This is a genomic window from Microbacterium sp. ZW T6_19 (genome assembly GCF_044987465.1).
Taxonomy (GTDB): Bacteria; Actinomycetota; Actinomycetes; order Actinomycetales; family Microbacteriaceae; genus Microbacterium; species Microbacterium natoriense_A.
In genome coordinates this window covers 69,767-93,021 of sequence record NZ_JBJDRH010000004.1, presented here as the reverse complement: position 1 = coordinate 93,021, position 23,255 = coordinate 69,767, and the positions used below count along the sequence as shown (strand labels likewise).

24 protein-coding genes are annotated in these 23,255 nt (G+C 68.3%); 10 read left to right on the top strand and 14 right to left on the bottom strand.

Annotation, left to right across the window (positions count from 1 at the left end):
- Window positions 1–17: 17 nt before the first annotated feature.
- The 3 genes from ACI3KT_RS07470 to ACI3KT_RS07460 all read right to left on the bottom strand — a co-directional run bounded on the left by ACI3KT_RS07470 (window position 18) and on the right by ACI3KT_RS07460 (window position 2,436).
- Window positions 18–632, bottom strand: coding sequence for a short chain dehydrogenase (locus tag ACI3KT_RS07470; RefSeq protein ID WP_404903411.1), 615 nt, complete (start codon window positions 630–632; stop codon window positions 18–20).
- A gap of 54 nt (window positions 633–686) precedes the next feature.
- Window positions 687–1,862 carry a 2-C-methyl-D-erythritol 4-phosphate cytidylyltransferase gene (gene ispD / locus ACI3KT_RS07465; protein ID WP_404903410.1) on the bottom strand — a complete coding sequence of 392 codons (1,176 nt, stop codon included), beginning with the start codon at window positions 1,860–1,862 and terminating at the stop codon, window positions 687–689.
- Window positions 1,863–1,953: 91 nt separating this feature from the next.
- The gene (locus ACI3KT_RS07460) at window positions 1,954–2,436 is read right to left on the bottom strand and encodes a CarD family transcriptional regulator (protein ID WP_045255828.1); all 483 of its coding nucleotides are present in this window, start codon (window positions 2,434–2,436) and stop codon (window positions 1,954–1,956) included.
- A gap of 134 nt (window positions 2,437–2,570) precedes the next feature.
- Here ACI3KT_RS07460 and ACI3KT_RS07455 point away from each other — a divergent pair, with 134 nt between their 5' ends.
- Window positions 2,571–3,110 carry a DNA modification methylase gene (locus ACI3KT_RS07455; RefSeq protein ID WP_307298360.1) on the top strand — a complete coding sequence of 180 codons (540 nt, stop codon included), beginning with the start codon at window positions 2,571–2,573 and terminating at the stop codon, window positions 3,108–3,110.
- Between the two features lie 76 nt (window positions 3,111–3,186).
- On the opposite strand, the gene ACI3KT_RS07450 is transcribed toward ACI3KT_RS07455, so the two are convergent.
- The gene (locus ACI3KT_RS07450) at window positions 3,187–3,870 is read right to left on the bottom strand and encodes a response regulator transcription factor (RefSeq protein WP_292910813.1); all 684 of its coding nucleotides are present in this window, start codon (window positions 3,868–3,870) and stop codon (window positions 3,187–3,189) included.
- Complete coding sequence (locus tag ACI3KT_RS07445) at window positions 3,867–5,096, bottom strand: cell wall metabolism sensor histidine kinase WalK (RefSeq protein ID WP_307298363.1); 1,230 nt, start codon at window positions 5,094–5,096, stop codon at window positions 3,867–3,869. The genes ACI3KT_RS07450 and ACI3KT_RS07445 overlap by 4 nt, the downstream gene beginning before the upstream one ends.
- A 196-nt stretch (window positions 5,097–5,292) precedes the next feature.
- Here ACI3KT_RS07445 and phoU point away from each other — a divergent pair, with 196 nt between their 5' ends.
- Window positions 5,293–6,003 (top strand): phosphate signaling complex protein PhoU, encoded by a 711-nt coding sequence (phoU, locus tag ACI3KT_RS07440; RefSeq protein ID WP_292910817.1) that lies wholly within the window; start codon window positions 5,293–5,295, stop codon window positions 6,001–6,003.
- 63 nt (window positions 6,004–6,066) lie between these two features.
- On the opposite strand, the gene ACI3KT_RS07435 is transcribed toward phoU, so the two are convergent.
- The gene (locus tag ACI3KT_RS07435) at window positions 6,067–6,810 is read right to left on the bottom strand and encodes a phosphoglyceromutase (RefSeq protein ID WP_404903408.1); all 744 of its coding nucleotides are present in this window, start codon (window positions 6,808–6,810) and stop codon (window positions 6,067–6,069) included.
- A 79-nt stretch (window positions 6,811–6,889) separates the two neighbouring features.
- On the opposite strand from ACI3KT_RS07435, the gene ACI3KT_RS07430 reads away from it, so the two are divergent.
- A complete protein-coding gene (locus ACI3KT_RS07430) occupies window positions 6,890–7,714 on the top strand; it encodes a class I SAM-dependent methyltransferase (protein ID WP_404903407.1) in 825 nt (274 codons plus the stop codon).
- On the opposite strand, the gene ACI3KT_RS07425 is transcribed toward ACI3KT_RS07430, so the two are convergent.
- The 3 genes from ACI3KT_RS07425 to ACI3KT_RS07415 form a co-directional block, all read right to left on the bottom strand.
- Window positions 7,711–8,826: a YgfZ/GcvT domain-containing protein gene (locus ACI3KT_RS07425; RefSeq protein ID WP_404903405.1), complete on the bottom strand. Its 1,116-nt coding sequence runs from the start codon at window positions 8,824–8,826 to the stop codon at window positions 7,711–7,713. The genes ACI3KT_RS07430 and ACI3KT_RS07425 overlap by 4 nt on opposite strands.
- On the bottom strand, window positions 8,826–9,428 hold the full coding sequence (locus tag ACI3KT_RS07420) for an FABP family protein (protein WP_292910825.1): 603 nt from the start codon (window positions 9,426–9,428) through the stop codon (window positions 8,826–8,828). Before ACI3KT_RS07420 ends, ACI3KT_RS07425 begins: the two co-directional genes overlap by 1 nt.
- A gap of 148 nt (window positions 9,429–9,576) precedes the next feature.
- Window positions 9,577–9,867, bottom strand: coding sequence for a hypothetical protein (locus ACI3KT_RS07415; RefSeq protein WP_292910827.1), 291 nt, complete (start codon window positions 9,865–9,867; stop codon window positions 9,577–9,579).
- A gap of 72 nt (window positions 9,868–9,939) precedes the next feature.
- Between ACI3KT_RS07415 and ACI3KT_RS07410 the strand changes: the two genes are divergently transcribed.
- The 7 genes from ACI3KT_RS07410 (at window position 9,940) to pstB (ending at window position 18,086) form a co-directional block, all read left to right on the top strand.
- Window positions 9,940–10,620 carry a response regulator transcription factor gene (locus tag ACI3KT_RS07410; protein WP_292910829.1) on the top strand — a complete coding sequence of 227 codons (681 nt, stop codon included), beginning with the start codon at window positions 9,940–9,942 and terminating at the stop codon, window positions 10,618–10,620.
- 53 nt (window positions 10,621–10,673) lie between these two features.
- Window positions 10,674–12,839, top strand: a complete 2,166-nt coding sequence (locus ACI3KT_RS07405; RefSeq protein ID WP_292910831.1) for an RNA degradosome polyphosphate kinase — start codon at window positions 10,674–10,676, stop codon at window positions 12,837–12,839.
- Window positions 12,836–13,840, top strand: a complete 1,005-nt coding sequence (locus tag ACI3KT_RS07400) for an NUDIX domain-containing protein (RefSeq protein ID WP_292910833.1) — start codon at window positions 12,836–12,838, stop codon at window positions 13,838–13,840. The genes ACI3KT_RS07405 and ACI3KT_RS07400 overlap by 4 nt, the downstream gene beginning before the upstream one ends.
- A gap of 195 nt (window positions 13,841–14,035) precedes the next feature.
- The gene (pstS, locus tag ACI3KT_RS07395) at window positions 14,036–15,142 is read left to right on the top strand and encodes a phosphate ABC transporter substrate-binding protein PstS (protein WP_292910835.1); all 1,107 of its coding nucleotides are present in this window, start codon (window positions 14,036–14,038) and stop codon (window positions 15,140–15,142) included.
- Window positions 15,143–15,233: 91 nt separating this feature from the next.
- Window positions 15,234–16,184 (top strand): phosphate ABC transporter permease subunit PstC, encoded by a 951-nt coding sequence (gene pstC / locus ACI3KT_RS07390; RefSeq protein ID WP_292910837.1) that lies wholly within the window; start codon window positions 15,234–15,236, stop codon window positions 16,182–16,184.
- 1 nt (window position 16,185) lies between these two features.
- Complete coding sequence (gene pstA / locus ACI3KT_RS07385) at window positions 16,186–17,283, top strand: phosphate ABC transporter permease PstA (RefSeq protein ID WP_307298384.1); 1,098 nt, start codon at window positions 16,186–16,188, stop codon at window positions 17,281–17,283.
- A gap of 23 nt (window positions 17,284–17,306) precedes the next feature.
- The gene (gene pstB / locus ACI3KT_RS07380) at window positions 17,307–18,086 is read left to right on the top strand and encodes a phosphate ABC transporter ATP-binding protein PstB (RefSeq protein ID WP_292910841.1); all 780 of its coding nucleotides are present in this window, start codon (window positions 17,307–17,309) and stop codon (window positions 18,084–18,086) included.
- A 169-nt stretch (window positions 18,087–18,255) separates the two neighbouring features.
- Here pstB and ACI3KT_RS07375 read toward each other — a convergent pair whose 3' ends face one another.
- From ACI3KT_RS07375 to ACI3KT_RS07355, 5 genes are all read right to left on the bottom strand, one after another.
- On the bottom strand, window positions 18,256–19,140 hold the full coding sequence (locus ACI3KT_RS07375; protein ID WP_404903403.1) for an aminodeoxychorismate lyase: 885 nt from the start codon (window positions 19,138–19,140) through the stop codon (window positions 18,256–18,258).
- 166 nt (window positions 19,141–19,306) lie between these two features.
- Window positions 19,307–19,933, bottom strand: coding sequence for a DNA-directed RNA polymerase subunit beta (locus ACI3KT_RS07370; RefSeq protein WP_404903402.1), 627 nt, complete (start codon window positions 19,931–19,933; stop codon window positions 19,307–19,309).
- Window positions 19,934–19,961: 28 nt separating this feature from the next.
- A complete protein-coding gene (locus tag ACI3KT_RS07365; RefSeq protein WP_404903401.1) occupies window positions 19,962–20,822 on the bottom strand; it encodes an anti-sigma factor domain-containing protein in 861 nt (286 codons plus the stop codon).
- On the bottom strand, window positions 20,819–21,418 hold the full coding sequence (sigK, locus tag ACI3KT_RS07360) for an ECF RNA polymerase sigma factor SigK (protein ID WP_404903399.1): 600 nt from the start codon (window positions 21,416–21,418) through the stop codon (window positions 20,819–20,821). The genes ACI3KT_RS07365 and sigK overlap by 4 nt, the downstream gene beginning before the upstream one ends.
- 30 nt (window positions 21,419–21,448) lie before the next feature.
- Window positions 21,449–23,161 (bottom strand): cytochrome c biogenesis protein DipZ, encoded by a 1,713-nt coding sequence (locus ACI3KT_RS07355; RefSeq protein ID WP_404903397.1) that lies wholly within the window; start codon window positions 23,159–23,161, stop codon window positions 21,449–21,451.
- Between the last annotated feature and the right edge of the window lie 94 nt (window positions 23,162–23,255).

The following is a 23,255-nucleotide window of genomic DNA, read 5'->3' as shown; positions in this document are numbered from 1 at the left end:
CCGGGTCGTGTGCGTGCTCAGTCGACCGGAAGGACACGTCCGGTCTGCACGCCGAGGACGCTCTTCGCGTACGCCTGACCGACCCGGTGCGAGGACACCGGAATGAAGCCGGGGAATGAGGAATGATACGACGGCGCATCCGCCAGCACAGAGGGGCTGACGGCGTTGATGCGGATGCCGCGCGGCAGCTCCGGAGCTGCTCCGAGGACGAATGCCTCGAGCGCGCCGTTGGCGAGAGAGGCGGCGGCCCCTGTGGCGATCGGCTCCCTCGCGAGGATGCCGCTGGTCAGAGTGAAGGACCCGCCGTCGCGGACGTGGGGCGTCCCGATCCGCACGATGTCGAGCTGCGAGAGCACCTTGCCGCGGAACGCCGACTCGTACGCGTCGCGTCCGAGCTCGCCCAGCGGCGCGAACGGCACGCTCCCGACGGCGGCGATGACGGCGTCGACGGTGCCGACCTCGGCGAACAGGCGCTCGATCGACGCGGGATCCGTCACGTCGACCTGCGTCCGGCCGCTGCGGGACGCGGCGACGATCTCGTGCCCTTCCAGCGCGGCGGCCGCCGCCCGCCCGACGTGTCCTGTCGCTCCGATGATGAGGATCTTCAACTCGACTCCTTCTTCCGTGGTCACCCCATCAGGCAACGAGGCGACACGGCGGGGCATTCCCGCGAGGCGACGTCGAGGTCAGACGGGGACGACCATCGCGATCGCGGTGACCGAGATCCCTTCGCCCCGACCGGTGAAACCCAATCCGTCGGTCGTCGTGGCCGTGACCGACACTGGCGCTCCGAGTATCTGGGTCAGCACGGCCTGCGCCTCAGCCCGCCGCGGGCTGAACTTGGGCCGGTTCCCCTGGAACTGCGCGGATACGTTGCCGATCGCGAAGCCGTTCTCGGCGAGGATCTCCCGGGTACGGGCGAGGAAGACGGATGCATGTGCACCGGCGTACTCGGGGTGGACAGTGCCGAAATGCTCGCCGATGTCGCCGAGACCCGCCGCTCCCAGCAGCGCATCGACGATCGCGTGGGCCACGGCGTCGCCGTCGGAGTGTCCCGACAGGGGCTGCTCCCCCGGCCATTCGAGGCCGGCCAGCCACAGATTCCCCTCGCCGCCGAAAGCATGCACGTCGGTGCCGATGCCCACGCGCGGCAGCGCGGGAGCAGCAGCGGACGCGGCGAGCAGGTGCCGCGCGCGCTCGAGATCGGACTGCGTGGTGATCTTGAACCCGCGCTCGGAGCCGGGGATCCGCTGCACCGGGTGCCCTGCCGCGGCGAAGAGTGCTGCATCGTCGGTGTATTCGACACCCGCTTCGCCCGCCGCCGCGTACGCCGACTCGAGAAGCGCGCGCGGGAACCCCTGCGGGGTCTGCGCGGCGGCCAGCTCGGCACGGTCGACGGCGGCGACGATGGCCTCGCCGTCGACCCGCTTCAGAGTGTCGACGACCGGGAGCATGGGGAGCACGCCGGTGGCGTCGTCGACCGCGTCGAAGACGGCGTCGATCACGGCGGGCGGGGTGAGTGCCCTGGCGGCGTCGTGCACGAGCACCGTGTCGATGTCGCCCCACAGCGCGGTGATCCCGGCCTTCACCGACTCCTGGCGAGTCGCACCGCCCGTGACGACACGGGCGAGATCGGCGCGGTCACCCGCGGCCGCGCGCAGATCGCTCTCGGCCTGCCCTTCGAATCCGGACGGGGCGACGACGACGACCTGCATGGGCGCCGCGGCGAACACGCCGTCGAGCGCATGGCGCAGGATCGAGCGGGCGTCGATGCCGACGAACGCCTTGGGCGCTCCGCCGGCCAGGCGGGTGCCGGACCCGGCGGCGACGACGATGATCGCGGTGTGCGGAACGGGAAGCATGCACACACGCTACCGGGCGCACGAAGAAGGCGGATGCCGAAGCATCCGCCTTCTCCAGGATCTTGAGCTCTCAGCGCGCAGGGCGCGGCGCTCAGGAAGCGAGGACCTCGTCGAGCAGTGCGCCCGCCTTGTCCTCGTCGATCTTCTCGGCGAGAGCCAGCTCGGAGATGAGGATCTGGCGAGCCTTCGCCAGCATCCGCTTCTCACCCGCGGACAGGCCGCGGTCCTGGTCACGACGCCAGAGGTCGCGGACGACCTCGCTCACCTTGATGACATCGCCCGAGGCGAGCTTCTCAAGGTTCGCCTTGTAGCGACGCGACCAGTTGGTGGGCTCCTCGGTGAACGGCGCACGCAGAACCTCGAAGACGTGATCGAGGCCCTCCTTGCCGATCACATCGCGAACGCCGACCAGGTCGACGTTCTCGGCCGGAACCTCGATGATCAGATCGCCCTGGGTGACGTTGAGCTTCAGATACTTCTTCGCCTCGCCCTTGATGATGCGCTCCTTGACCTCGATGATGGTCGCAGCGCCATGGTGCGGATAGACGACTGTTTCGCCAACCTCAAAAAGCATAAAAACGTGTCCTTTCGGCAACCTCAAGGATACCACAGGGGATATGCGCTAAGGTTCGCGCCCCTGCGTCCGGGAGTCGCGCGCCCGTACCCATAGAATGGATGCGGATATCCCGCCGGACCTCAGGAGGACCAGTGAATTCGCGCCTCGTCGCAGCTGCTGCCGTCAGCGCCCTCGTGCTGCTGGGCACGACCGGATGCACTTTCATCTCGCCCCAGGCGACGACGATCAACTACTCGGCGTCCGACGGCGTGAACGTCTCCGATGAATCCGGCCCTGTCGTCGTCCGCAACGCGTTCATCGTCGCGAACGAAGACGGCTCTGTGGGCAACTTCGTCGCCGCGATCGTGAACCCCAGCGACGAGAAGGCCACCCTCACGATCACGGTCGAGGGCATCGACCCGATGGCCGTGACGGTGCCCGCAGGCGGAACCGTGAGCCTCGGCGCCGACGAGGCTCCGCTGCGTCTCGTCGATCTCGACACGATGCCTGGCGCCACGGTCGAGGTGCACTTCCAGTCGGGCGACAGCTCGGGCGTGAAGGCCAGCGTCCCCGTGCTCGACGGCGCCCTCCCCTACTACGCCGATCTGGTGCCGTCGGAGGAGAAGCCGAAGCCCACGGCCACGCCGGAACCGACTCCGACCGACACCGCAGCTCCCGCGCCGTCGAACTGACCTCATACGAAGAAGGCCGGCACCCCGAGGGGTGCTGGCCTTCTTCGCGTGCGGCCCCCGGGCCGGCCTGGAGGGGTCAGCCCTCGAAGCGGTAGCCGAGACCCCGCACGGTCACGAGCATCACGGGCTCACCCGGGTTCTGCTCGATGCGCGAGCGGATGCGCTTGATGTGCACGTCGAGCGTCTTGGTGTCGCCGAAGTAGTCGCTCCCCCACACGCGGTCGATCAGCTGCCCGCGCGTGAGAACGCGGCCCGAGTTGCGCATGAGCACCTCGAGAAGCTCGAACTCCTTGAGGGGCATGTTGATCTGCTCGCCGTCGACCGAGACCGTGTGGCGGTCGATGTCGAGAGAGACGCGTCCGCCGTCGAGCACGCGCTCGTCGAGCTCGCTGTCGGCCTGCACCACGCGGCGCAGCACGGCGCGCATGCGCGCCAGCAGTTCTCGCGAAGAGTACGGCTTGGTGATGTAGTCGTCGGCGCCGAGCTCCAGCCCCACGACGATGTCGACCTCCGAGTCCTTGGCGGTCAGCATGATGATGGGCACGGCGGAGGTCGAGCGGATCTGGCGGCACACCTCGGTTCCCGGCATACCCGGGAGCATCAGGTCGAGGAGGACGATGTCGGCCCCGCGCTCCCTGAACGCCGCGAGCGCGCCGGGTCCGTCTTCGGCGATCTCCACCTCGTATCCCTCTCGGCGCAGCAGGTACGCCAGCGGGTCGGCGAGGTCGGGCTCGTCTTCGACGAGAAGGATGCGGGTCATGCTGTCTCTCCGTTTCGGACGCGAGCAGCGACGGCCGTCTTGGCCGCCTTCTTCTCGCGCTTCTTCTTGCGCTTCTTCTCCTTCTTGCCCTCGCCTGCGACCGGCGAGTCGATGCGGGGAAGTCGGACGGTGAAAGTGGATCCACGACCGGGGCGCGACCACAGCAGCACCTCGCCGCCGTGACGCTGTATGGCGTGCTTGACGATCGAGAGGCCGAGCCCCGTACCACCGGTGCGGCGCGAGCGGGCTTCGTCTGCGCGGTAGAAGCGCTCGAAGATGCGCTCCCGGTCGGCCTCTGCGATGCCGATGCCCTGATCGGACACGGCGATCTCGACGAGGTCTCCGTCTGCCCGCACGCCGATGCCGACGCGGGATCCCTTCGGCGAATACACGATCGCGTTCGCGACGAGGTTGCCGATCGCCTCGATGAGGATCTGCGCGTCGCCGCGCACCCATACGCCGCGGTCGCCGCCGCGGGCGAGATCGACTCCGGCGGAGTCGGCCTGCACCGCGTGGGCTTCGATCGACGCCGCGATGACCTCGTCGATCGACACCGGGCGCACGTCGCCGAGCCCGTCGTCGGCCTGCAGGCGAGAGAGGCTCATGATGCGCCCCGTGAGCTGGCCGAGCCGGGCGGCCTCCGCCGAGATGCGGGCGGCGAAGATGCGCACCTGCGCGGGGTCGTCGGCGGCCGACTCGATCGCCTCGGCGAGCAGCGTGACCGCGCCCACCGGCGTCTTCAGCTCGTGGCTGGTGTTCGCCACGAAGTCGCGGCGCATCTGGTCGAGACGTTCCTGCTCGGTCACGTCCCGGATGATGAGGAGCGCCATACGAGGGCTGATCACGCTGGCACGGGCCGAGACGAGCCGCGGGTCGAGGCTCAGCCCTCCCCTGGTGATGCGCAGCGACTCGGTGGCGGTGCCGCCCGTCGCGCGCACGCCGCGCACCAGCTGACGCAGCTCGGGGTTGTCGAGCGTCGAGCCGACCGAGATGCCGAAGCGGGCAGCCGCGAGCGACGCCGCCAGCACGAGGCCGGAGGTGTCGATGACGCACGCGGCGTCATCCATGCTGCCGAGCACATCCGTCACGCCTTCAGGGACGATCGTCGAGGTCTCCTCGTCCAACCGCGCCCGCGCCCGGTACGCCCAGACCACGACCAGCGAGAGCGCGATGCCGATCAGCAGGCCGATGGCGAGCGAGATCAGAGCGATCTGGGGCAGGGTCATGCCTCAAGAGTAGAGTGCGTTCACCTGCGCTCCGGCGGGTTTCCGGTGCTCGGCGGCATCCCGCGAAGTACTATTCACGTGCTGGGCACCGTTCGTTAACCTTCGGGGCACACAATCGCATCGGGCCTGTGCGGAGCGCGGCCCTACCCTCTCGCGGACCTTTCCGACGAGATCCGAATGAAAGGTTGCGCCCACCATGCGCGAAGTCTTCCACCAGTCCCTCGAGGACCTGCAGAACCGCCTCGTGGAGATCGCGGACCTCGTCACGGTCTCGATCGACAAGGCGACCCGCGCGTTCGCCACGAGCGACGTCGCCCTCGCCGAGGAGGTCATCGCAGACGACGCGAAGATCGACGAACTGGCTGTGGCCCTCGACGAGCAGGCCATCGAGATCCTCGCCCGCCAGCAGCCGGTCGCCCGCGATCTGCGCATCGTCGTCACGGCGTTGCGTGTCAGCGCCTCCCTGGAGCGCATGGGCGACATGTCGGAGCACATCTCCCAGCTCGCGCGCCTGCGCTTCCCCGAGCGGGCCGTCCCGAAGGGCCTCAAGGGCACCTTCACGAAGATGGGCGAGCTGGACGTCGAGATCGCCCGCACGCTGTCGGCCCTGCTCCGCACGCAGGATCTGCGACTCGCCGATGCGATCCGCAACACCGACGACGACATCGACGAGCTGCACGCCAGCGTGTTCGAGAAGGTCCTCAGCGACAACTGGAAGGGTGAGGCGACCGCGACGGTCGACGCCACTCTGGCCAGCCGGTACCACGAGCGCTTCGCCGACCACGCGGTCGCGGTGGCCAAGAAGGTCGTCTACCTCGCCACCGGCGACTGGCACGTCGACGAAGAGGACATCGCCCTCGCCGTCGAGCAGCAGGAGCTCGGTCAGCAGGAGCACGGGCACGCCTGAACCCCGGCCTGATACGCAGAACGGGGCGGATGCTGTCAGCATCCGCCCCGTTCTGCGTATCGGCTACTTCTTGCCCTGCGCGGCGACCGCTGCCGCGCCGGCGGCCGCGGCCTCAGGGTCGAGGTAGCGACCGGGTCGGGTCGGGACGTTGTCGTCGTCGAGCTCGTAGACCAGCGGGATGCCGGTGGGGATGTTCAGCTCGGCGATGTCGTCGTCGCTGATGCCCTCGAGGTGCTTCACCAGGCCGCGCAGCGAGTTGCCGTGCGCCGTGACGAGCACCGTCTTGCCGGCCTCCAGGTCGGGGACGATCGCGCTCTCCCAGTACGGCAGCAGGCGGTCGATCACGAGCTTGAGCGACTCGGTGCGCGGAACCTCGCCGTCGATGCCTGCATAGCGCGGGTCGTTCACCTGGCTGAACTCGCTCGCATCGTCGAGCACGGGCGGCGGCACGTCGAACGACCGACGCCACAGCTGGAACTGCTCGGCGCCGAACTCCTCGAGCGTCTCGGCCTTGTCCTTGCCCTGCAGGGCACCGTAGTGACGCTCGTTGAGTCGCCATGAGCGGGTCACCGGGATCCACAGCCGGTCGGCGGCGTCGAGGGCGATGTTCGCGGTCTGGATGGCACGGCTCAGCAGCGACGTGTGCAGGACGTCGGGAAGGAGGCCTGCCTCGGCGAGCAGCTCGCCGCCGCGCTGGGCCTCGGCCTTGCCCTGCTCGTTCAGGCGGACGTCCACCCAGCCGGTGAAGAGGTTCAGTTCGTTCCACTCGCTCCGGCCGTGGCGGAGCAGGATCAGGGTGCGGGTCATGGTCCCAGCTTATCGACAGAGGCGTCGGCCGTTCGGCCTGGGCGTCCTTAGCAGGGCGAAGGACTGCAAGGATTGACATATGGCGTCATCTCCCCTCGGCAGGCCCACGCGCGGCACCACGGGGACGAACCGGCTGCGGCGCAACGACCGCTGGATCGCGGCATCCGAACCCTTGCGCACCGCTGCCGACCCCCTCGTCGTCGACCTGGGGTACGGGGCGAGCGGCGTGACCGCCTTCGAGCTCGCCGCCCGGCTCCGCCGGGTCAGGCCGGATGCCGAAGTGCTCGGTCTCGAGATCAACCCCGCTCGGGTCGCGCTCGCCACATCGCAGCTCGAGGAGGTCCGGGCGGGCAGGACGCCCTTTCCCCCGGATCTGAGAGTGTCTTTCGCCCGCGGCGGTTTCGAGGTGCCTCTTCCGACAGGACGGCGGGCAGCCGTCATCCGCGCCATGAACGTGCTGCGCCAGTATGACGAGTCCGAGGTCGCAGGAGCCTGGCGCACGACGGCGGCACGGTTGGCGCCGGGGGGTCTGCTCGTCGAGGGGACGTGCGACGAGATCGGTCGCATCTCCAGCTGGGTCGACGTCGGACCCGACGGTACGCCGGTGCGCTTCACGCTCTCGCTGCGGCTCGCCGACCTCGATCGGCCCGGCATCGTCGCCGAGCGGCTGCCGAAGGCGCTGATCCATCGGAACGTGCCCGGGGAGCGCATCCACGCGCTGCTCGTCGACCTCGACCGGGAATGGGAGCGCGCCTCACCTCTGTCCGCCTTCGGCGCGACCCAGCGCTTCCTCGCCGCAGTCGCGGGGCTCAAGGCTCAGGGGTGGCCCGTGCAGGGCGGCCGGACGCGGTGGAAGCTCGGCGAGCTCAGCCTGCCGTGGGACGCGGTGGCGCCGCTCGCCTAACCGCGAGGATCGGGGGCGGAGGGGCGTCGCGAAAGCCGAGTGAGTCGAGGGATGTCGGCGGTCGCGCCGGCGTCCGCAGGCACGATCACCTGCTGCGCTGCGGCGATGTCGCCTTCGGCCGTGCGGACGACGAGGTCGCCCTCCGGTGCACGTCGCGACAGGATCGCGAGTGCGATCGGGCCGTCCTCGAAGTGCCGTGCCACGGACGTGATGTGCCCGAGTTCGTCGTCGCCGAGGAGCACGGGATCCCCCGGCGCGGGGAGGACCGCATCGCTGCCGTCGAGATGCAGAGCGGCGAGCCGCCGTGGCGGATGACCGAGGTTGTGCACCTTCGCAACGGTCTCCTGGCCGCGATAGCAGCCCTTGCTCAGGTGCACGGCGGTGCGGATCCAGTCGGATTCGTGCGGCAGCGAGCGATCGTCCACTTCCGCGGCCCAGCGCGGACGCCACGCCGCGACGCGGAGAGCCTCGGCGGCGAGAAGGCCCGCGAGCGATTCGACAGGCGTCGACGCGGCGAGCGCCGCAGCAGCATCAGCCGTCACGACGGCGACCCGCCACGCGAGAGCCGAACCGGGGTGCTCGGCGACCTCGGCGTACTGATGCCCGCCCGCGCTCACCCGCTGCCAGGGGTCGCTCCACACCAGGGCGACGCCGTGAGGAGCGGATGCCGCCGCGCCCGCGAGCTCGGCCGCCGAACCGCCGTCGACGAAGCCGATCAGCTGCAGGTCGTCGCGGACCGCGACTGTCGCCTGGGTGCGGAACCTCATGCGGGTGAGCCAGGCGGCCAGTGGCTCGACGTCCGCGGCGTCCGCGATCAGCCAGGTCGACGCGCCGTCGTCGAGAACGGCCGCGGCGTGCTCGACGCGTCCCTGCGGGTCGAGAACCAGAAGCTCCGTACTCTCGCCCGGGGCCAGGTGACCGACGGCCTGCGAGGTGATCGAGTCGAGCCAGCCGAGTCGTTCGGGGCCGGCGACCTCGATCACGGCACGGTCGCCGAGCGGAACGAGCGCCTCAGCCGCAGCGAGTCGACGCTGCTCGCGGAAAACGTCGCCGAAGTGCGAGATGACGCCGTCGCTCGAGACGGCGCCGTCGATGTCCGCGAACCCGGCCATCAGACCCTCGCCAGGCGCGCCGAGGCGTGCGAGCGCAGCTGCGTGCCGAGCGCGGCGATGTCCCACGCCCAGAGCAGGTGGTTGTCGACCAGGCCGTACATGCGTGATGCTGCGCCGTAGGCCTTGCCGCCCGCCGGACGCACGATCGCATCCGAGGCGATGTCGACGCGCGGACCGTTGATCTCCCCCAGGTACAGCTCGAGGGTGCCGTCGGCGTGCGCGAGGGACACTTCGAGAGGGAATCCCCCCGCGGTGCTGCGCAGCGCCTCGACGTCGTGGACGTCGCGGATCACGGCGGGGGCGGTGGGAGGAAGCAGAGCGGGACCGGCATCCGACTCCCCCGCAGGGCGCGACAGGCGCCAGAATCCGCTCTCCGCGACCAGGGGAACGGACGCTGATCCGTCATCGCCGACGAACGTCGCAGTGGCCGCGTAGTTGAGGAAGGGGCCGCCGTCGTGGCTGAAGCTCACCCGATGCGTGAACTCGCCCTGCAGCCGTTCGTCGCCGACGGGGTAGTCGATGACCCCGGTGCCCTCCCAGACGCCGATCAGCCAGGAGAGAGGGGCGAGGTCTGCGGGAAGATCCGCAGGAAGCTCGAGCATGCGCTCAGCGCTGGCCGCGGAAGAGGTTGCGCAGCACCACGACCGAGACGAAGGCGATCGAGAGGCTCGCGAGACCCAGCAGGCCGATGAAGAAGAATTCGAGGGCGACGAGATCCATGCCTCCAGCCTACCCCCCGAATGCGGGTGGTCAGGCGGGGATGAGAGCGGCGAGGCCGAACCCCGTCGCGATGAGCCCGGTCAGCACGAGGGCGCCCGTGACACTGCAAGCGACCCGGAAGATGAATCCCTGCGTGCTGCCGTACCAGAGCTGTACGGCGAACGAGAGCAGTACCAGACCGCCGAAGACGACGAGCATCCACGAGACGCGCCACTCCTCAGGGACGAACACTCCGACGGCGATCGAGGCGAGGAATGCCACGGCCCACACGACGAAAACACCGACGAAGGCGTTGCGCGGGGCGAGTGCGGGTTCCGACATGTCTCCATTGTCACCTATCCGGTGCCGGTATCATTGCGTCACGGCGACATCCGTCGGCCGAGAGGAGAGCGTGTGGCCCAGGTGCTGGCGTTGACCAACGCTCCGATCACGGAACTGGTGCTCCCCGCGCTCGAGCTGCTCAGCCACGGCGTCCGCCAGATTCCCGCGGAGCCTGCTCAGCTCGTGAACGCCCCGGAGTACGACATCGTGATCGTGGATGCGCGGACCGACCTGGTCGGGGCGAAGTCGCTGTGCCGGCTGCTGCGTGCCGCGGGGCAGGATGCTCCGCTGCTGCTGGTGGTCACGGAGGGCGGCATGAGCGCGGTCTCGGGCGAATGGGGCATCGACGATGTGCTGCTCGCCACGGCGGGACCCGCCGAGATCGACGCGAGGCTGCGGCTCGCGCTCGCTCGCCACGAGGCGGCGGCAGAGCCCTCCCGCGTGCAGGCGTCCGGCGTCACGATCGACGAGCAGTCGTATTCGGCCAAGCTCCACGGTCGCCCGCTGGACCTCACGTACAAGGAGTTCCAGCTCCTGCACTTCCTCGCGACCCACCCCTCCCGTGTCTTCACCAGGGAGCAGCTGCTCAGCGAGGTGTGGGGGTACGACTACTTCGGCGGCACGCGGACGGTCGACGTGCACGTGCGACGACTGCGCGCCAAGCTCGGCGATCAGGAGCAGATCATCGGCACCGTGCGCAACGTGGGCTACCGCTTCAACGTCTACGAGGACGAGACCGTCGCATCGCGGTAACGGAACCGCGGCCGTTCACACACGTGACACCTTGCGGTGCTTAGATGTACCCCATGATCGATCCCGCACTCGCCGATGCAGGTCTCGGTGACGCCGAAGACGACGACTTCGATGCCGTCGAGGCCCCCGACGCTCTGCTCCCCGACCACCGCTATCTCGATCGTGAGCTGAGCTGGCTCGCCTTCAACCAGCGGGTGCTGGAGCTCGCGGAGGACCCGAGTCTTCCCGAACTCGAGCGGGCGAACTTCCTCGCGATCTTCGCGAGCAACCTCGACGAGTTCTTCATGGTCCGCGTCGCCGGACTCAAGCGCCGCATCATGACCGGCCTCGCCGTTCCCACGAACATCGGCCGTTCCCCCGGGGACGCGCTCGCGGACATCTCTCGCGAGGCGCACGCGCTGCAGCTGCGTCATGCGGATGCCTGGACCAGCAAGGTGCGCCCCGCTCTGGCGGATGCCGGCATCGAGATCACCGACTGGGACGCTCTGACGACAGACGAGCGAGCCGCGCTGTCGGAGTACTTCCAGGCGCAGGTCTTCCCCGTGCTCATGCCGCTCGCGGTCGACCCCGCCCACCCGTTCCCGTACATCTCCGGCCTGTCGCTCAACCTCGCGATCCGCATCCGCAACGCCCGCACCGGACGCCAGGAGTTCGCGCGCCTCAAGGTGCCGCCGATGCTCCCCCGCTACGTCGAGGTCCGCGGAACCAGCAAGATCACGCGATTCATCCGGCTCGAGGATCTGATCGCGAACCACCTCGGCGATCTGTTCCCCGGCATGGAGGTGCTCGACCACCACGCCTTCCGCCTCACCCGCAACGAAGACATGGTGATCGAGGAGGACGAGTCCGAGAACCTCATCCAGGCCCTCGAAGCAGAGCTCATGCGACGCCGCTTCGGCCCGCCGATCCGACTCGAGATCACCGACGACATGGACGACCTGACCCTCGACCTGCTGGTGCGGGAACTCGACATCACCGACCAGGAGGTCTACCGCCTCCCCGGTTCGCTCGACCTGCGCGGTCTATTCGACCTCGGGCGGATCGACCGCCCCGATCTTCGCTACCCGCCGCACCTGCCGACCACCTCGGTGTCGTTCCAGCCGGGAGACAGCAACTCCCGCCCTGACATGTTCAAGGCGATCCGCAAGGCCGACGTGCTCGTGCACCACCCGTACGAGTCGTTCACGACCAGCGTCGTCGCCTTCCTCGAGCAGGCGGCCCGCGATCCGCACGTGCTCGCCATCAAGCAGACCCTGTACCGCACCTCGGGCGACAGCCCCATCGTGCAGGCGTTGATCGACGCCGCCGAATCCGGCAAGCAGGTGCTCGCGCTGGTCGAGGTGAAGGCCCGTTTCGACGAGGCGAACAACATCGTCTGGGCCCGCAAGCTCGAAAAGGCAGGCGTGCACGTCGTGTACGGTCTGGTGGGCCTGAAGACGCACTGCAAGCTCGCTCTCGTGATCCGCGAGGAGGACGGGATGCTGCGTCATTACTCGCATATCGGCACCGGAAACTACAACCCGAAGACGAGCCGGATCTACGAGGACTTCGGTCTGTTCACCGCGGACGCGCAGGTCGGCAAAGACCTCACCCGCCTGTTCAACGAGCTCAGCGGGTACGCGATCGAGAAGAAGTTCAAGCGTCTGCTCGTCGCGCCGCTCCACCTGCGCAAGGGACTGATCCGACAGATCGACCACGAGCGCAAGAACGCCGAGGCCGGCAAGCCCGCCAGCATCCGCATCAAGGTGAACTCGATGGTCGACGAGGAGATCATCGACGCGCTGTACCGTGCGAGCGCGGCGGGCGTGAAGGTCGAAGTGTGGGTGCGCGGCATCTGCAGCCTGCGCACCGACCTCGAGGGCATCAGCGACAACATCACCGTACGCAGCATCCTCGGACGCTATCTGGAGCACTCCCGCATCTTCGCCTTCGAGAACGACGGCGACCCGCAGGTATACATCGGCAGCGCCGACATGATGCACCGCAACCTCGATCGCCGCGTCGAGGCCCTCGTGCGCGTGACGGATCCGAGCCACCTGCAGGAGCTCCTGTCGTTCTTCGACCTCGCGATGGACCCGGGTACGAGCTCGTGGCACCTCGGTGCCGAGGGCGTCTGGTACCGCCACGCCGAGGACGCCGAGGGCAACCCCCTCGTCGACCTGCAGGATAAGACCATGGGGTTGATCCAGCGGCGGCGCCGCGCACGGGCGGTGCGATGACCTCGACGACCGGCGCGGCCCCCGAGCGCGCGAAGCGAGAAGACCAGGCGTCGCGCGCCAAATGGACGGACAAGGCCGTGTACGCGGCCGGGGCCGTCGTGTGGCGCATCGTCGACGGGAAACTGCGGATCCTGCTGATCCACCGTGGCAAATATCGTGACGTCACCCTGCCGAAGGGCAAGGTCGATCCCGGCGAGATGCTCGCCGAGACGGCGGTGCGCGAGGTGCACGAGGAGACCGGCATCCGCGTGGTCCTCGGCGTTCCGGTCGGAGTCAGCCGCTACCACATGGCCTCGAACAAGCAGAAGGTCGTGCACTACTGGGCGGCCGAGGCGACGGACGACGCGATCCGGGAGTCGACGTTCGTTCCCAACCGCGAGATCGCGGCACTCGAATGGGTGAGCCTCAAGAAGGCCCGCGCGCGGCTGAGCTACCCCGTCGATCTCGAGATCATCGACTTCTTCCAGAATCTCGTCGACGACGGTGTCCTGCGCACCTTCCCCGTGATCGCGCTGCGGCACGCGAAGGCGCTTTCGCGCTCGGACTGGGAGGGAGCGGATGCCGCTCGCCCGCTCGCCGAGCGGGGGCGCCGGCAGGCCAAGTCGATCGTCGGCCCGCTCCGCGCCTTCGGAGTCAGACGGATCGTCACGAGCGACGCGGTGCGGTGCGTCGACACCGTCGTCCCGCTGTCGCGTGCGCTGGGTCGCAAGATCACTCAGACCACGAAGATCAGCCAGGATTCGTGGGACGACGACGCAGCTGACCTGCGCTCGGTGATCGGCCGACGGGTGAGAAGCGGCAAGGCGGCGGTCGTGTGCAGCCACGGCCCGGTGCTTCCCGGCATCCTCTCGGAGCTCGCGCTCGCCACCGGCACGATCCACGGCTCCTACATCGACAGCGCCGCAGATCTCGAACCCGCCGCGTTCTCGGTCGTGCATCTGTCCGCCTCCAACCCGGGCTCCGGGATCATCGCGATCGAGACGCACATCCCCAAGGTCTGACCCTCGCGGCGGAGGTCCCGCTCGGGCGACGGCGTGCTCCGATGCGCCTCAGGCGCGCCGGCAGGCGAATCCAGAGAGACGTCCGTCGTTCACCTTCCGTTCACCTGACCGGGAGAATCTCGTTAACCGCCGCGCATAGCGTCACTGTGTGCCCTGCACCGGGCCCATTCCCATTCCCGATCGAACGGATCCACAGTGAAGATCTCCCGCATCGCCCGTATCGGCGCCATCGGCGCCGTCGCTGCCCTCGCTCTCGCCGGCTGTGCCGCGAACGAAGGCGGCACCGGCGGTTCCACCGACGCTCCCTCTTCCGAAGCCGCCCTCTCGGGCTCGCTGGTCGGCTCCGGCTCGTCGGCGCAGCAGGTCGCCATCCAGTCGTGGACGGCGGAGTTCCAGAAGACCAACCCTGACGCCGTCATCGAATACGACCCCGCAGGCTCCGGCGCCGGACGCGAGTCGTTCCAGCAGGGCGCTGTGAACTTCGCCGGCTCCGACCGCGCGTTCAAGACCGACGAGATCTCGGCCGGCGGCTTCGGCGCCTGTGTCGACGGCTCGGACCTGGTCGAGGTCCCCGCGTACGTCTCGCCGATCGCGATCGTCTTCACGCTCGACGGGATCGACTCGCTCGACCTCGACGCCGAGACCATCGCCGGCATCTTCGCCGGCAAGATCACCAAGTGGAACGACCCGGCGATCGCCGCCACCAACGACGGCGTCGACCTCCCCGACCTCGCCATCTCGCCGGTGCACCGCTCCGACAAATCGGGCACCACGGGCAACTTCACCGACTACCTCGCACAGACGGCTCCCGACGCATGGACCTTCGGCAGCGTCGAGGAGTGGCCGGGCGAGCTGGGTGGCGAGTCCGCTGAGAAGACCTCGGGCGTCGCGAACGCCGTCAAGGGCGGCCAGGGCCTCATCGGCTACATCGACTCCTCGCAGGCCGCCGACTTCTCGGCTGTGAACGTGAAGGTCGGCGACGAGTTCGTCGGTCACTCGGCCGAGGGCGCTGCGATCACACTCGACGCCTCGACGGTCGAAGAGGGCCGCACCGAGGGCGACCTCGCATTCGCGATCGACCGCACGACCACCGAGAAGGGCGCATACCCGGTTCTGCTCGTCAGCTACCTCATCGCCTGCGCCGAGTACGAGGACGAGAACGTCGCCGCTCTGACCAAGGCGTTCTTCACCACCGCCATCAGCGCCGAGGGCCAGGACGCCGCCGCGACCAACGCCGGCAGCGCCCCGATCTCGGACGACCTGCGTACCAAGGCGCAGGCCGCGATCGACCTGATCAAGTAGTTCCTGTGGACGGTGTCCGGGGTGCGATCCGCTCCCCGGACACCGTCTGTCCGCACCCGATACCCGATCCATCGAGCAGGAAGCAGCTCCAATGACAGCCACGACAGTGGAGGCCAAGGCTCCCATCGTCGCGAAGAGGCGCGCGGGAGACATCTGGTTCTCCGGCACGGCGGTCGCCGCCGGCTCCATGATCATGATCACGCTCGCCGCGGTCGCGATCTTCCTCATCGTGCAGTCCATCCCCGCCTTCACCGCCGACAAAGAGACCGCGTCGCTGCTGACGAGCAACTTCTGGGACTACGTCGGTCCGCTTCTCTTCGGCACCCTGTGGGCCGCCCTGCTCGCTCTCGTGATGGCCGTGCCTCTGTCGCTCGGCGTCGCACTCTTCATCACCCACTACGCGCCGCGCAGGCTCGCGCAGACCATCGGCTACATCGTCGACCTGCTCGCCGCGGTGCCGTCTGTGGTCTTCGGCCTGTGGGGCATCTTCGTGCTCGCCCCCGCTGTCCAGCCGGTCTACGTCTGGCTGAACGCCAACCTCGGCTGGATCCCGTTCTTCGGCGGCGTCGTCTCCCCGACCGGTCGCACGATCATGACCGCAGCGATCGTGCTCGCGGTCATGGTGGTGCCGATCATCACGGCCATCTGCCGTGAGATCTTCCTGCAGACACCACGCCTGCACGAAGAAGCCGCCCTGGCCCTCGGGGCCACCCGGTGGGAGATGATCCGCATGGCCGTGCTGCCGTTCGGCCGCTCCGGCATCGTCTCAGGCGCAATGCTCGGCCTCGGTCGTGCGCTCGGCGAGACCATGGCCGTCGCCATGGTGCTCTCGGTGAGCAAGACCATCACGATCGAGCTGCTCACCTCGGCGAACCCCTCGACGATCGCCGCGAACATCGCGCTCACCTTCGCCGAGGCCTACAAGACGAACATCAACGTCCTCATCGCGACCGGTCTCATCCTCTTCGTCGTGACCTTCGCCGTGAACGCTATCGCGCGGTGGTTCGTGGACCGCCGCAAGGAATTCTCGGGAGCGAACTGACATGACCACTCTCGCCCCCGAAACACCGCTCACGATCTCCACGTCGCGCGCCCCCCTGTCGTCCGGCCATCTTCCGCGCTGGGCGCCCTGGGCGCTCCTCGGCGTGTCTCTCCTCATCGCTGCGGCGCCGTTCGGCCTGTCGGCCGCAGCATCCGGCTCCGAGTTCAACATCGCGGGCAGCCTCATCGTCGGCGCCCTGCTGTACCTCGTCATCATCTACGTGACCTCGCGGATCGTCGAGGGGTCGCGCAAGGCGCTCGATCGCTTCGTCACCGGCATCGTCACCTCGGCGTTCCTCATCGCCATGGTCCCGCTCGTGTCGGTCGGCTGGACCGTGATCTCGAACGGCATCGCGCGCATCGATCCGCTGTTCTTCAACTCGTCGATGCGCGGTGTGCTCGGTGAGGGCGGCGGAGCGCTGCACGCCATCATCGGCACGCTGATGGTCACGCTCGCCGCGACAGTCATCTCCGTCCCGATCGGCCTGATGACCGCCGTCTATCTGATCGAGTACGGGCAAGGCACGCGGATGTCGCGCATCATCACCTTCCTCGTGGACGTGATGACAGGCATCCCCTCGATCGTCGCCGGTCTGTTCGCCTATGCGGTGTTCGCGCTGATCTTCGGACCGGGCGTGCGCATGGGCATCATGGGCTCCGTCGCGCTGTCGGTGCTGATGATCCCGGTCGTCGTCCGCTCCACCGAGGAGATGCTGCGGCTCGTGCCGAACGACCTGCGAGAAGCGTCGTACGCCCTGGGTGTGCCGAAGTGGCTCACGATCGTCAAGGTCGTGCTGCCGACGTCGATCGCGGGCATCACGACCGGCATCATGCTCGCGGTCTCGCGCGTCATCGGCGAGACCGCGCCGCTGCTGCTCACCGCCGGCTTCACCGACGCGATGAACTACAACCTGTTCAGCGGTCGGATGCAGACGCTTCCCGTGTTCACGTATTCGCAGTACGCCTATCAGGGCATCCCCGCCGAGGCCTACGTCGACCGCGCCTGGGCTTCCGCCCTCACCCTGATCGTCATCGTCATGGTGCTGAACCTCGTCGCGCGCTTCGTCGCCCGAGTGTTCGCCCCGAAGACCGGCCGCTGAGCCACAACCCGAAGGATCATCCTGTGTCCAAGAGCATCGAAGTCAACGACCTCAACGTCTACTACAGCGACTTCCTCGCCGTCGAGGGCGTCTCCCTCGACATCGAGCCGCGCAGCGTCACCGCGTTCATCGGCCCCTCGGGCTGCGGCAAGTCCACATTCCTGCGCACCCTCAACCGCATGCACGAGGTCATCCCCGGCGCCCGCGTCGAGGGCCAGGTGCTGCTCGACGGCGACGACCTGTACGGTCCGTCCGTCGACCCGGTGACCGTCCGCCGTCAGGTCGGCATGGTCTTCCAGCGCCCGAACCCGTTCCCGACCATGTCGATCCGCGAGAACGTCCTGGCCGGCGTGAAGCTGAACAACAACCGCATCACGAAGTCGGATGCCGACGCGCTGGTCGAGAAGTCGCTGCAGGGTGCGAACCTGTGGAACGAGGTCAAGGACCGCCTCGACAAGCCCGGATCCGGCCTCTCCGGCGGTCAGCAGCAGCGTCTGTGCATCGCCCGCGCGATCGCCGTCTCCCCCGACGTGCTCCTGATGGACGAGCCGTGCTCGGCCCTCGACCCGATCTCGACCTACGCGATCGAGGAGCTCATCGGCGAGCTGAAGAGCGAGTACACGATCGTGATCGTGACGCACAACATGCAGCAGGCGAGCCGCGTCTCCGACAAGACCGCGTTCTTCAACATCGCCGGCACCGGCAAGCCCGGCAAGCTCATCGAATACGGCGACACGACCAGCATCTTCACGACCCCGAGCGTTCAGGCCACCGAGGACTACGTCTCCGGCCGCTTCGGGTAACGGCCGGGGGCTTCCCCTGCAGCACTTCTCGTGTGAAAAGTCGGAGTCTCCCGACGACACGCCGGTGGCGGATGCCACGGCACGGCGTGTCGGCCCGAGGCTCCGACTTTTCGCGCACGCGGGGCCGGGATGGGGCGGGCACGCCGGGCGGGGCCGGAGCGGGAGCGCCTCAGTCGCGCGGCGAGAGTAGGTAGGCGTTGAGCTCGGCGGTCAGGACGTGGTCGACGGGCAGGGCCGCACCGTCGACGGTGGTGATCGGAGCGGCGAGGCGCACACTCGAGACCAGCCACGCGGCATCCGCCTTCGGCAGTTCGGCTGCAGGGATCTCTGCATATCCGACCTCGAACCCGCGCGCGGAGAGGTGCTCGTAGACGCTCAGCTGCGTGGTGCCGTGCAAGATTCCGCCGTTCGGCGCGGGCGTCACGAACCGGTCGCCGACGCGGAGGATGAGCGACGCGGTCGGCGCCTCGAGCACGAATCCGTCGCTGGAGAGGAAGATGGCGTCATCCGCCTCCCTGCGATGCGCTTCGCGCAAGGCGGCCATGTTCACGGCGTACGAGAGCGTCTTGGCGCCCAGCAGAAGCCAGGGCGCCCGTTCGGCGACGTGCAGATCGTAGCCGCGGTCGAGCGTCACGACGCGGATGCCGTCGACCCGAGCGGCGGTGAAGTCGGATGCCGGCGACGCCGTCACCCAGGCCGTCGGGCTGGGGCCGTGCTCGACACCGCGGCTCAGGATCAGTTTGATGACCCACTCCCCCTCGCCGCACTCGGCCGCACCGACTGCGATCGCCTGGAGCCACTGCTCCTGATGCGGCACGGGCAGATCGCACAGCCGCGCGGAGTGCGCCAGACGTTCGAGGTGCGGAACGACCTCCTGCGCGTGCGAATCGACCACGCCGATCGACTCGAACACACCGTCTCCGCGCTGAGTGCTGAGCTCGCCGACGCTGAGAGCCGGAGCGGCGGCATCCACCATCGTGAACGTGCCGGAGAAGTCCGCCCGCTCCTCGAAGGCGGCCACGGGATCGATCATCAGAGCAAAGCGCCGGGTCATGTTCCGAGCCTAGAGGTCGGGAATAGCCTCGGCATGATCGCGTTACAATTGAGTGGCCGGGCCGCATAACCCCGGGCTCCAATTTTTGCCGCTGCGAGCGGCCTTCCGCCGAGAGGCGTTCTTGCGGCCCGGTCTTTCCATGTCCGGCTCGGTAGTGTCGTCGGACTCAGACCAGGCCGTCGATGCGCCACAGGACTGCGCTTGCCGACAGGTCCTGCGCGAAGGAACTGAGCCGCAGGGCGCGTGTGGTCAACTCGCTCGCCCGCCGAGGCTCGGTCGCCTCGTAGTCGTCGGCCACGTGCGTCGCGCCGGACGCCTGCACGCGGCAGAAGGCCGCAGCCCGGTCGAGGGCCACGGCGAAATCTCCGCGGAACGCGCCACGAAGGATCGTGTCGATCAGCACGACGAGCTCGTCGGGGTCGGCAGGCACCGGAGCGCCGGCGACGACGGCATCCGGTGACGTCAACTCGACCCGCCCGCGCTCGTACAGCAGCGCAGCCGTCTGGGGATCGCTGTGGATCGCGAGCTGCAGCACGTACAGGCGCCAGAGGGCTCCCGGGAGTGTGCGCGAGGGAGCCTTCGACCACAGTTCCGCGATCTCGTCGATGCCGTGCTCGGCCGTGAAGGCGACCAGACGGTCAGCGCTCGCACCGCTGTCGTCCGCGCGGACACGGGTGAGCAGAGCGGATGCAGTGGCATGCGCGATCCGCGTCTCCTCGGCGGGGTCGTGCGAGCCGACGATGTTGTCGAACGCCGTGGTCGGTCGGCGGATCGGGCGGTGGTGCTCAGGCATCACACCAGGGTACGCGCGTTACGAGGAGTCAGGCCGTGGGGATGACGATGAAGGGGTCGGAACTCGGCCGTCCCGTCGGCGATCCGCCGTCCGGCTCGACCGTCACCGCGATCGCATCGCCCGGTCGCATCTCGCCCTTCAGCTCGGCGATCGCATGGCCGCCCTCGACGGAGAAGGTGCCGGCGGAGACGGCTCCGTCGCCCCGAACGAACCAGAGCTCGTAGGTGTGGCCGTCGGCAGGAGCGGCGATGTCCTCGGTGACCAGCACCGCTCTGCCCAGCGAGGCCGACCAATGGGCGATCGCGGTCCCTCCCCCGTCGAGCGAGACGGAGGCCTGTTGCGCATCGTCCGAGCCCTCGATCTGCTCGAGAGCGACAACCGGAGCCGGCCGGTCGAGTATTCCGTTCACAACGACCGTTCCCACCCCGATTCCGACGAGAAGCACGATGCAGGCGGCGAGGACGAAGAGAAGTCGGCGTCCTCGACGGCTTCCTGCAGGCGCGCTGTCGATGTCCGACGAGGAGGGAGATGGTGCAGCCGGTTCGGCGACGCCGCTCGTGCTCAGAGTCCCGGCGCCGGCGTCTCGGTCGTCGTCCTTCGGGATCGGGCGCACCGACCCGCGAGGCGCCTCGCCGTCGGCGGTCGGTGACTCCCCGTCGGTCTGGGGAGTCTCTGCGATGCGGGCGAGCAGTGCGGAGCGGATGCCGTCGGGCGGAGACACCGGCTCGACGACCGAAGCGAGAGCAGCTGCGGCATCCGCGTCGTGTCTTGCCACGCTTCGCCATTCGGGGTGAACGGCCAGCGCCGCGCGGAACCGGCGCTCGTCGTCAGGCGACAGCGCGTGCAGCGCCGCCCCTGCGGAGAGCTCCGCGAACTCCTGCTCGTTCATGCCGTCACCCCCATCGCACTGCGGAGACGAATCAGTCCGTCCCGCATCCGCGTCTTGATCGTTCCCAGCGGCGCCCCTACGAGCACCGCGATCTCGTTCTGACTGTATCCGCCGTAGTAGGCGAGGACGAGAGCCTCCCTCTGCGCCTCGGGAAGCCCCGCCAGCGCATCGACGACCTTCTCACCCTCGATGCCCAGCTCCACCTGTTCCGCGACGCTGTCGTGCGCCACCCCGATGTCCTTGAGCCCCGCTCGCACATCGCGATCGGTGCTGGACTGCGAGGCGCGGACCCTGTCCACTGCCCGGCGGTGGGCGATGGTCATCACCCAGCTTCTTCCCTGTCCTCTGTTCGGAGCGAAGCGGTCAGCGGATTGCCAGATCTCCAGGAAGACCTCCTGCAGCACCTCTTCACTCTGAGAGCGGTTGACGAGCACCCGCAGGATGAGACCGAACACGCGGGAGGACATCATGTCGTAGAGCCGGGCGAAAGCGCTCTGATCACCCGAGGCGATGCCGACGAGGAGATCGGCGACGGCGTCGCGCGCCGTGCCGTCCTCGGGTACGTCCATCCCGTCGATGACCATCTCCACCAGCATGCCGCATCCCCTCACGATCCGTTGCAGGCGTCACCCGAAGGTGAAGGAATAGACCTGCACACCCGCGGGGATCTCGAGTGTGAACGACCCTGCGGCGACCGCATCGGCCTGCTGCAGACCGTACGACCGCGGCGTCCCGTCGACGCGGATGCTCTGCTCCCGGCCGTTCTCATCGCGTACGATCACCTCGCCCTCTCCCGCGACGACCATCCGCACCTCGGCGGCGTGGTAGTTCAGCCTGATCCTCGCGCTGCCTTCCGTGGGAGTGGCGAACTGCGTCTCGACCGTCCACTCGCCGTCGAGGGCGAAGCTGTCATCGGGCTGCGCCTGCGGGAACGAATACTCGTGAGTGCCCGCGCGATACGCCGCCTCGCCGCCGAAGTTGATGTCCTTGGACGAACCGAGGAAGGTCTCCCTCGTGGTCGACCCCACGTCGGGCGTCTCATCGACGACGTCCGTCGCGCCCGGCAACTGCACATCGGGATCGGCGTCCTGGAGCAGTTCGCGGATCAGCTGCTCTGTGGCGGCGTAGTTGCCCTCGCCGAACGAGATGTGCCGCACCGTGCCTTCCGCATCGATGAGGTAGTGCGCCGGCCAGTACCTGTTGCGATAGTTCGTCCAGGTGGCGAGGTTGTTGTCGAGTGCGACCGGATATTCGATTCCGAAGTCGGCGATCCCCGCGGCGACGTTTCCCGGGTACTTCTCGAAGGCGTATTCGGGCGAGTGGATGCCGATGACGTCCAGCCCCAGGTCACGGTAGGTCTCATCCCAGGCGACGACGTGCGGGAGAGAGCGCTGGCAGTTGATGCACGAGTACGCCCAGAAGTCGATGAGCACGACTTTTCCGCGCAGGCTCGCCAGATCGACGGCCTGGCCGTCAGGAGTGTTGAGCCACTGCTCTATGCCCTTGATCGACGGCGCCGTGCCGCAGGATTCGAGCTCTTCTGCGCCGTTGGTGCACTTGTCGAGGTCCTTGTTCTCGTCGGTGACCAGTCCGCCGAGATCGAGGGCGTCCGACACCTCCTCCGAGTCCGCGAGCTCCTGCTGCAACGGAGAGGTGTAGTCCGGAAGCAGACGCTGCAGTGCCTGCGGCACGTTGAAGACGAGCCCGACGGCGAGAGCGATCATCGCGATGCCTGCGGCGATGCGCAACGCGCGCTCCTTGGAGCGGAAGGCGCGGATGCGCTCGATCACTCCCCGCCCAGCCAGCGCGAAGACGAGGAGCGGCACAGCGACTCCGATCGCGAACGACACCGTGAGCGCGATCGTGCCGAGACCGATCCGCCCCGTGGACCCTGCGACGATGATCGCGGCGAGCACCGGACCTGCGCAGGGGACGAAGACGGCGCCCAGGGCCAGGCCCACACCGAATCCGCTTCCCCGGTTCTTCACCTCGCGCTGACCGAAGCGTTGGAAGGGCCGTTCCAGAATTCGCTCGAGCCTAGGCACGATCAGTCCCGTGCCGATGATCACCAGCACCGCGATGCCGACCCAGCGGATGATGTCCTGCGGCAGGTTCAGCAGCCCGAGAAGCAGCGAGCCGCCCAGGGTCACGAGGGTGAAGCTCAGGACGAGTCCCGCGATCACCAGGTACGGCCGGCTGCGCTTCGCCGGCACGACTTGTCCGTCGAACTTCGCCGACTGGGCTCCCCCGGTCAGGAAGATGACCGGGAGCACGGGCAGGATGCACGGCGAGATTCCGGTGATGAGCCCGCCGAGCAGGCCGATGATGATCAGGTCCATGAGGTCCTCGCTTCTTGTCCTCTCCTGTTCGCGTCCGACCGCCGGACGGATTGGATTCAGGGATTTCCCATCCGATGCGTCGGGGGCTCCGAAC

What these genes read in the sequence shown, in the direction of transcription:
- ispD (WP_404903410.1), bottom strand. Translation starts at nt 1,862, where the DNA reads ATGCTTCCCGTTCCGCACACCGCGATCATCGTCGTCGCCGCCGGGTCC.
- ACI3KT_RS07460 (WP_045255828.1), bottom strand. Translation starts at nt 2,436, where the DNA reads ATGCTTTTTGAGGTTGGCGAAACAGTCGTCTATCCGCACCATGGCGCT.
- ACI3KT_RS07450 (WP_292910813.1), bottom strand. Translation starts at nt 3,870, where the DNA reads ATGACCCGCATCCTTCTCGTCGAAGACGAGCCCGACCTCGCCGACCCG.
- ACI3KT_RS07445 (WP_307298363.1), bottom strand. Translation starts at nt 5,096, where the DNA reads ATGACCCTGCCCCAGATCGCTCTGATCTCGCTCGCCATCGGCCTGCTG.
- phoU (WP_292910817.1), top strand. Translation starts at nt 5,293, where the DNA reads ATGCGCGAAGTCTTCCACCAGTCCCTCGAGGACCTGCAGAACCGCCTC.
- ACI3KT_RS07435 (WP_404903408.1), bottom strand. Translation starts at nt 6,810, where the DNA reads ATGACCCGCACCCTGATCCTGCTCCGCCACGGCCGGAGCGAGTGGAAC.
- ACI3KT_RS07430 (WP_404903407.1), top strand. Translation starts at nt 6,890, where the DNA reads ATGGCGTCATCTCCCCTCGGCAGGCCCACGCGCGGCACCACGGGGACG.
- ACI3KT_RS07425 (WP_404903405.1), bottom strand. Translation starts at nt 8,826, where the DNA reads ATGGCCGGGTTCGCGGACATCGACGGCGCCGTCTCGAGCGACGGCGTC.
- ACI3KT_RS07420 (WP_292910825.1), bottom strand. Translation starts at nt 9,428, where the DNA reads ATGCTCGAGCTTCCTGCGGATCTTCCCGCAGACCTCGCCCCTCTCTCC.
- ACI3KT_RS07415 (WP_292910827.1), bottom strand. Translation starts at nt 9,867, where the DNA reads ATGTCGGAACCCGCACTCGCCCCGCGCAACGCCTTCGTCGGTGTTTTC.
- ACI3KT_RS07405 (WP_292910831.1), top strand. Translation starts at nt 10,674, where the DNA reads ATGATCGATCCCGCACTCGCCGATGCAGGTCTCGGTGACGCCGAAGAC.
- ACI3KT_RS07400 (WP_292910833.1), top strand. Translation starts at nt 12,836, where the DNA reads ATGACCTCGACGACCGGCGCGGCCCCCGAGCGCGCGAAGCGAGAAGAC.
- pstC (WP_292910837.1), top strand. Translation starts at nt 15,234, where the DNA reads ATGACAGCCACGACAGTGGAGGCCAAGGCTCCCATCGTCGCGAAGAGG.
- pstA (WP_307298384.1), top strand. Translation starts at nt 16,186, where the DNA reads ATGACCACTCTCGCCCCCGAAACACCGCTCACGATCTCCACGTCGCGC.
- ACI3KT_RS07375 (WP_404903403.1), bottom strand. Translation starts at nt 19,140, where the DNA reads ATGACCCGGCGCTTTGCTCTGATGATCGATCCCGTGGCCGCCTTCGAG.
- ACI3KT_RS07370 (WP_404903402.1), bottom strand. Translation starts at nt 19,933, where the DNA reads ATGCCTGAGCACCACCGCCCGATCCGCCGACCGACCACGGCGTTCGAC.
- ACI3KT_RS07365 (WP_404903401.1), bottom strand. Translation starts at nt 20,822, where the DNA reads ATGAACGAGCAGGAGTTCGCGGAGCTCTCCGCAGGGGCGGCGCTGCAC.
- sigK (WP_404903399.1), bottom strand. Translation starts at nt 21,418, where the DNA reads ATGCTGGTGGAGATGGTCATCGACGGGATGGACGTACCCGAGGACGGC.
- ACI3KT_RS07355 (WP_404903397.1), bottom strand. Translation starts at nt 23,161, where the DNA reads ATGGACCTGATCATCATCGGCCTGCTCGGCGGGCTCATCACCGGAATC.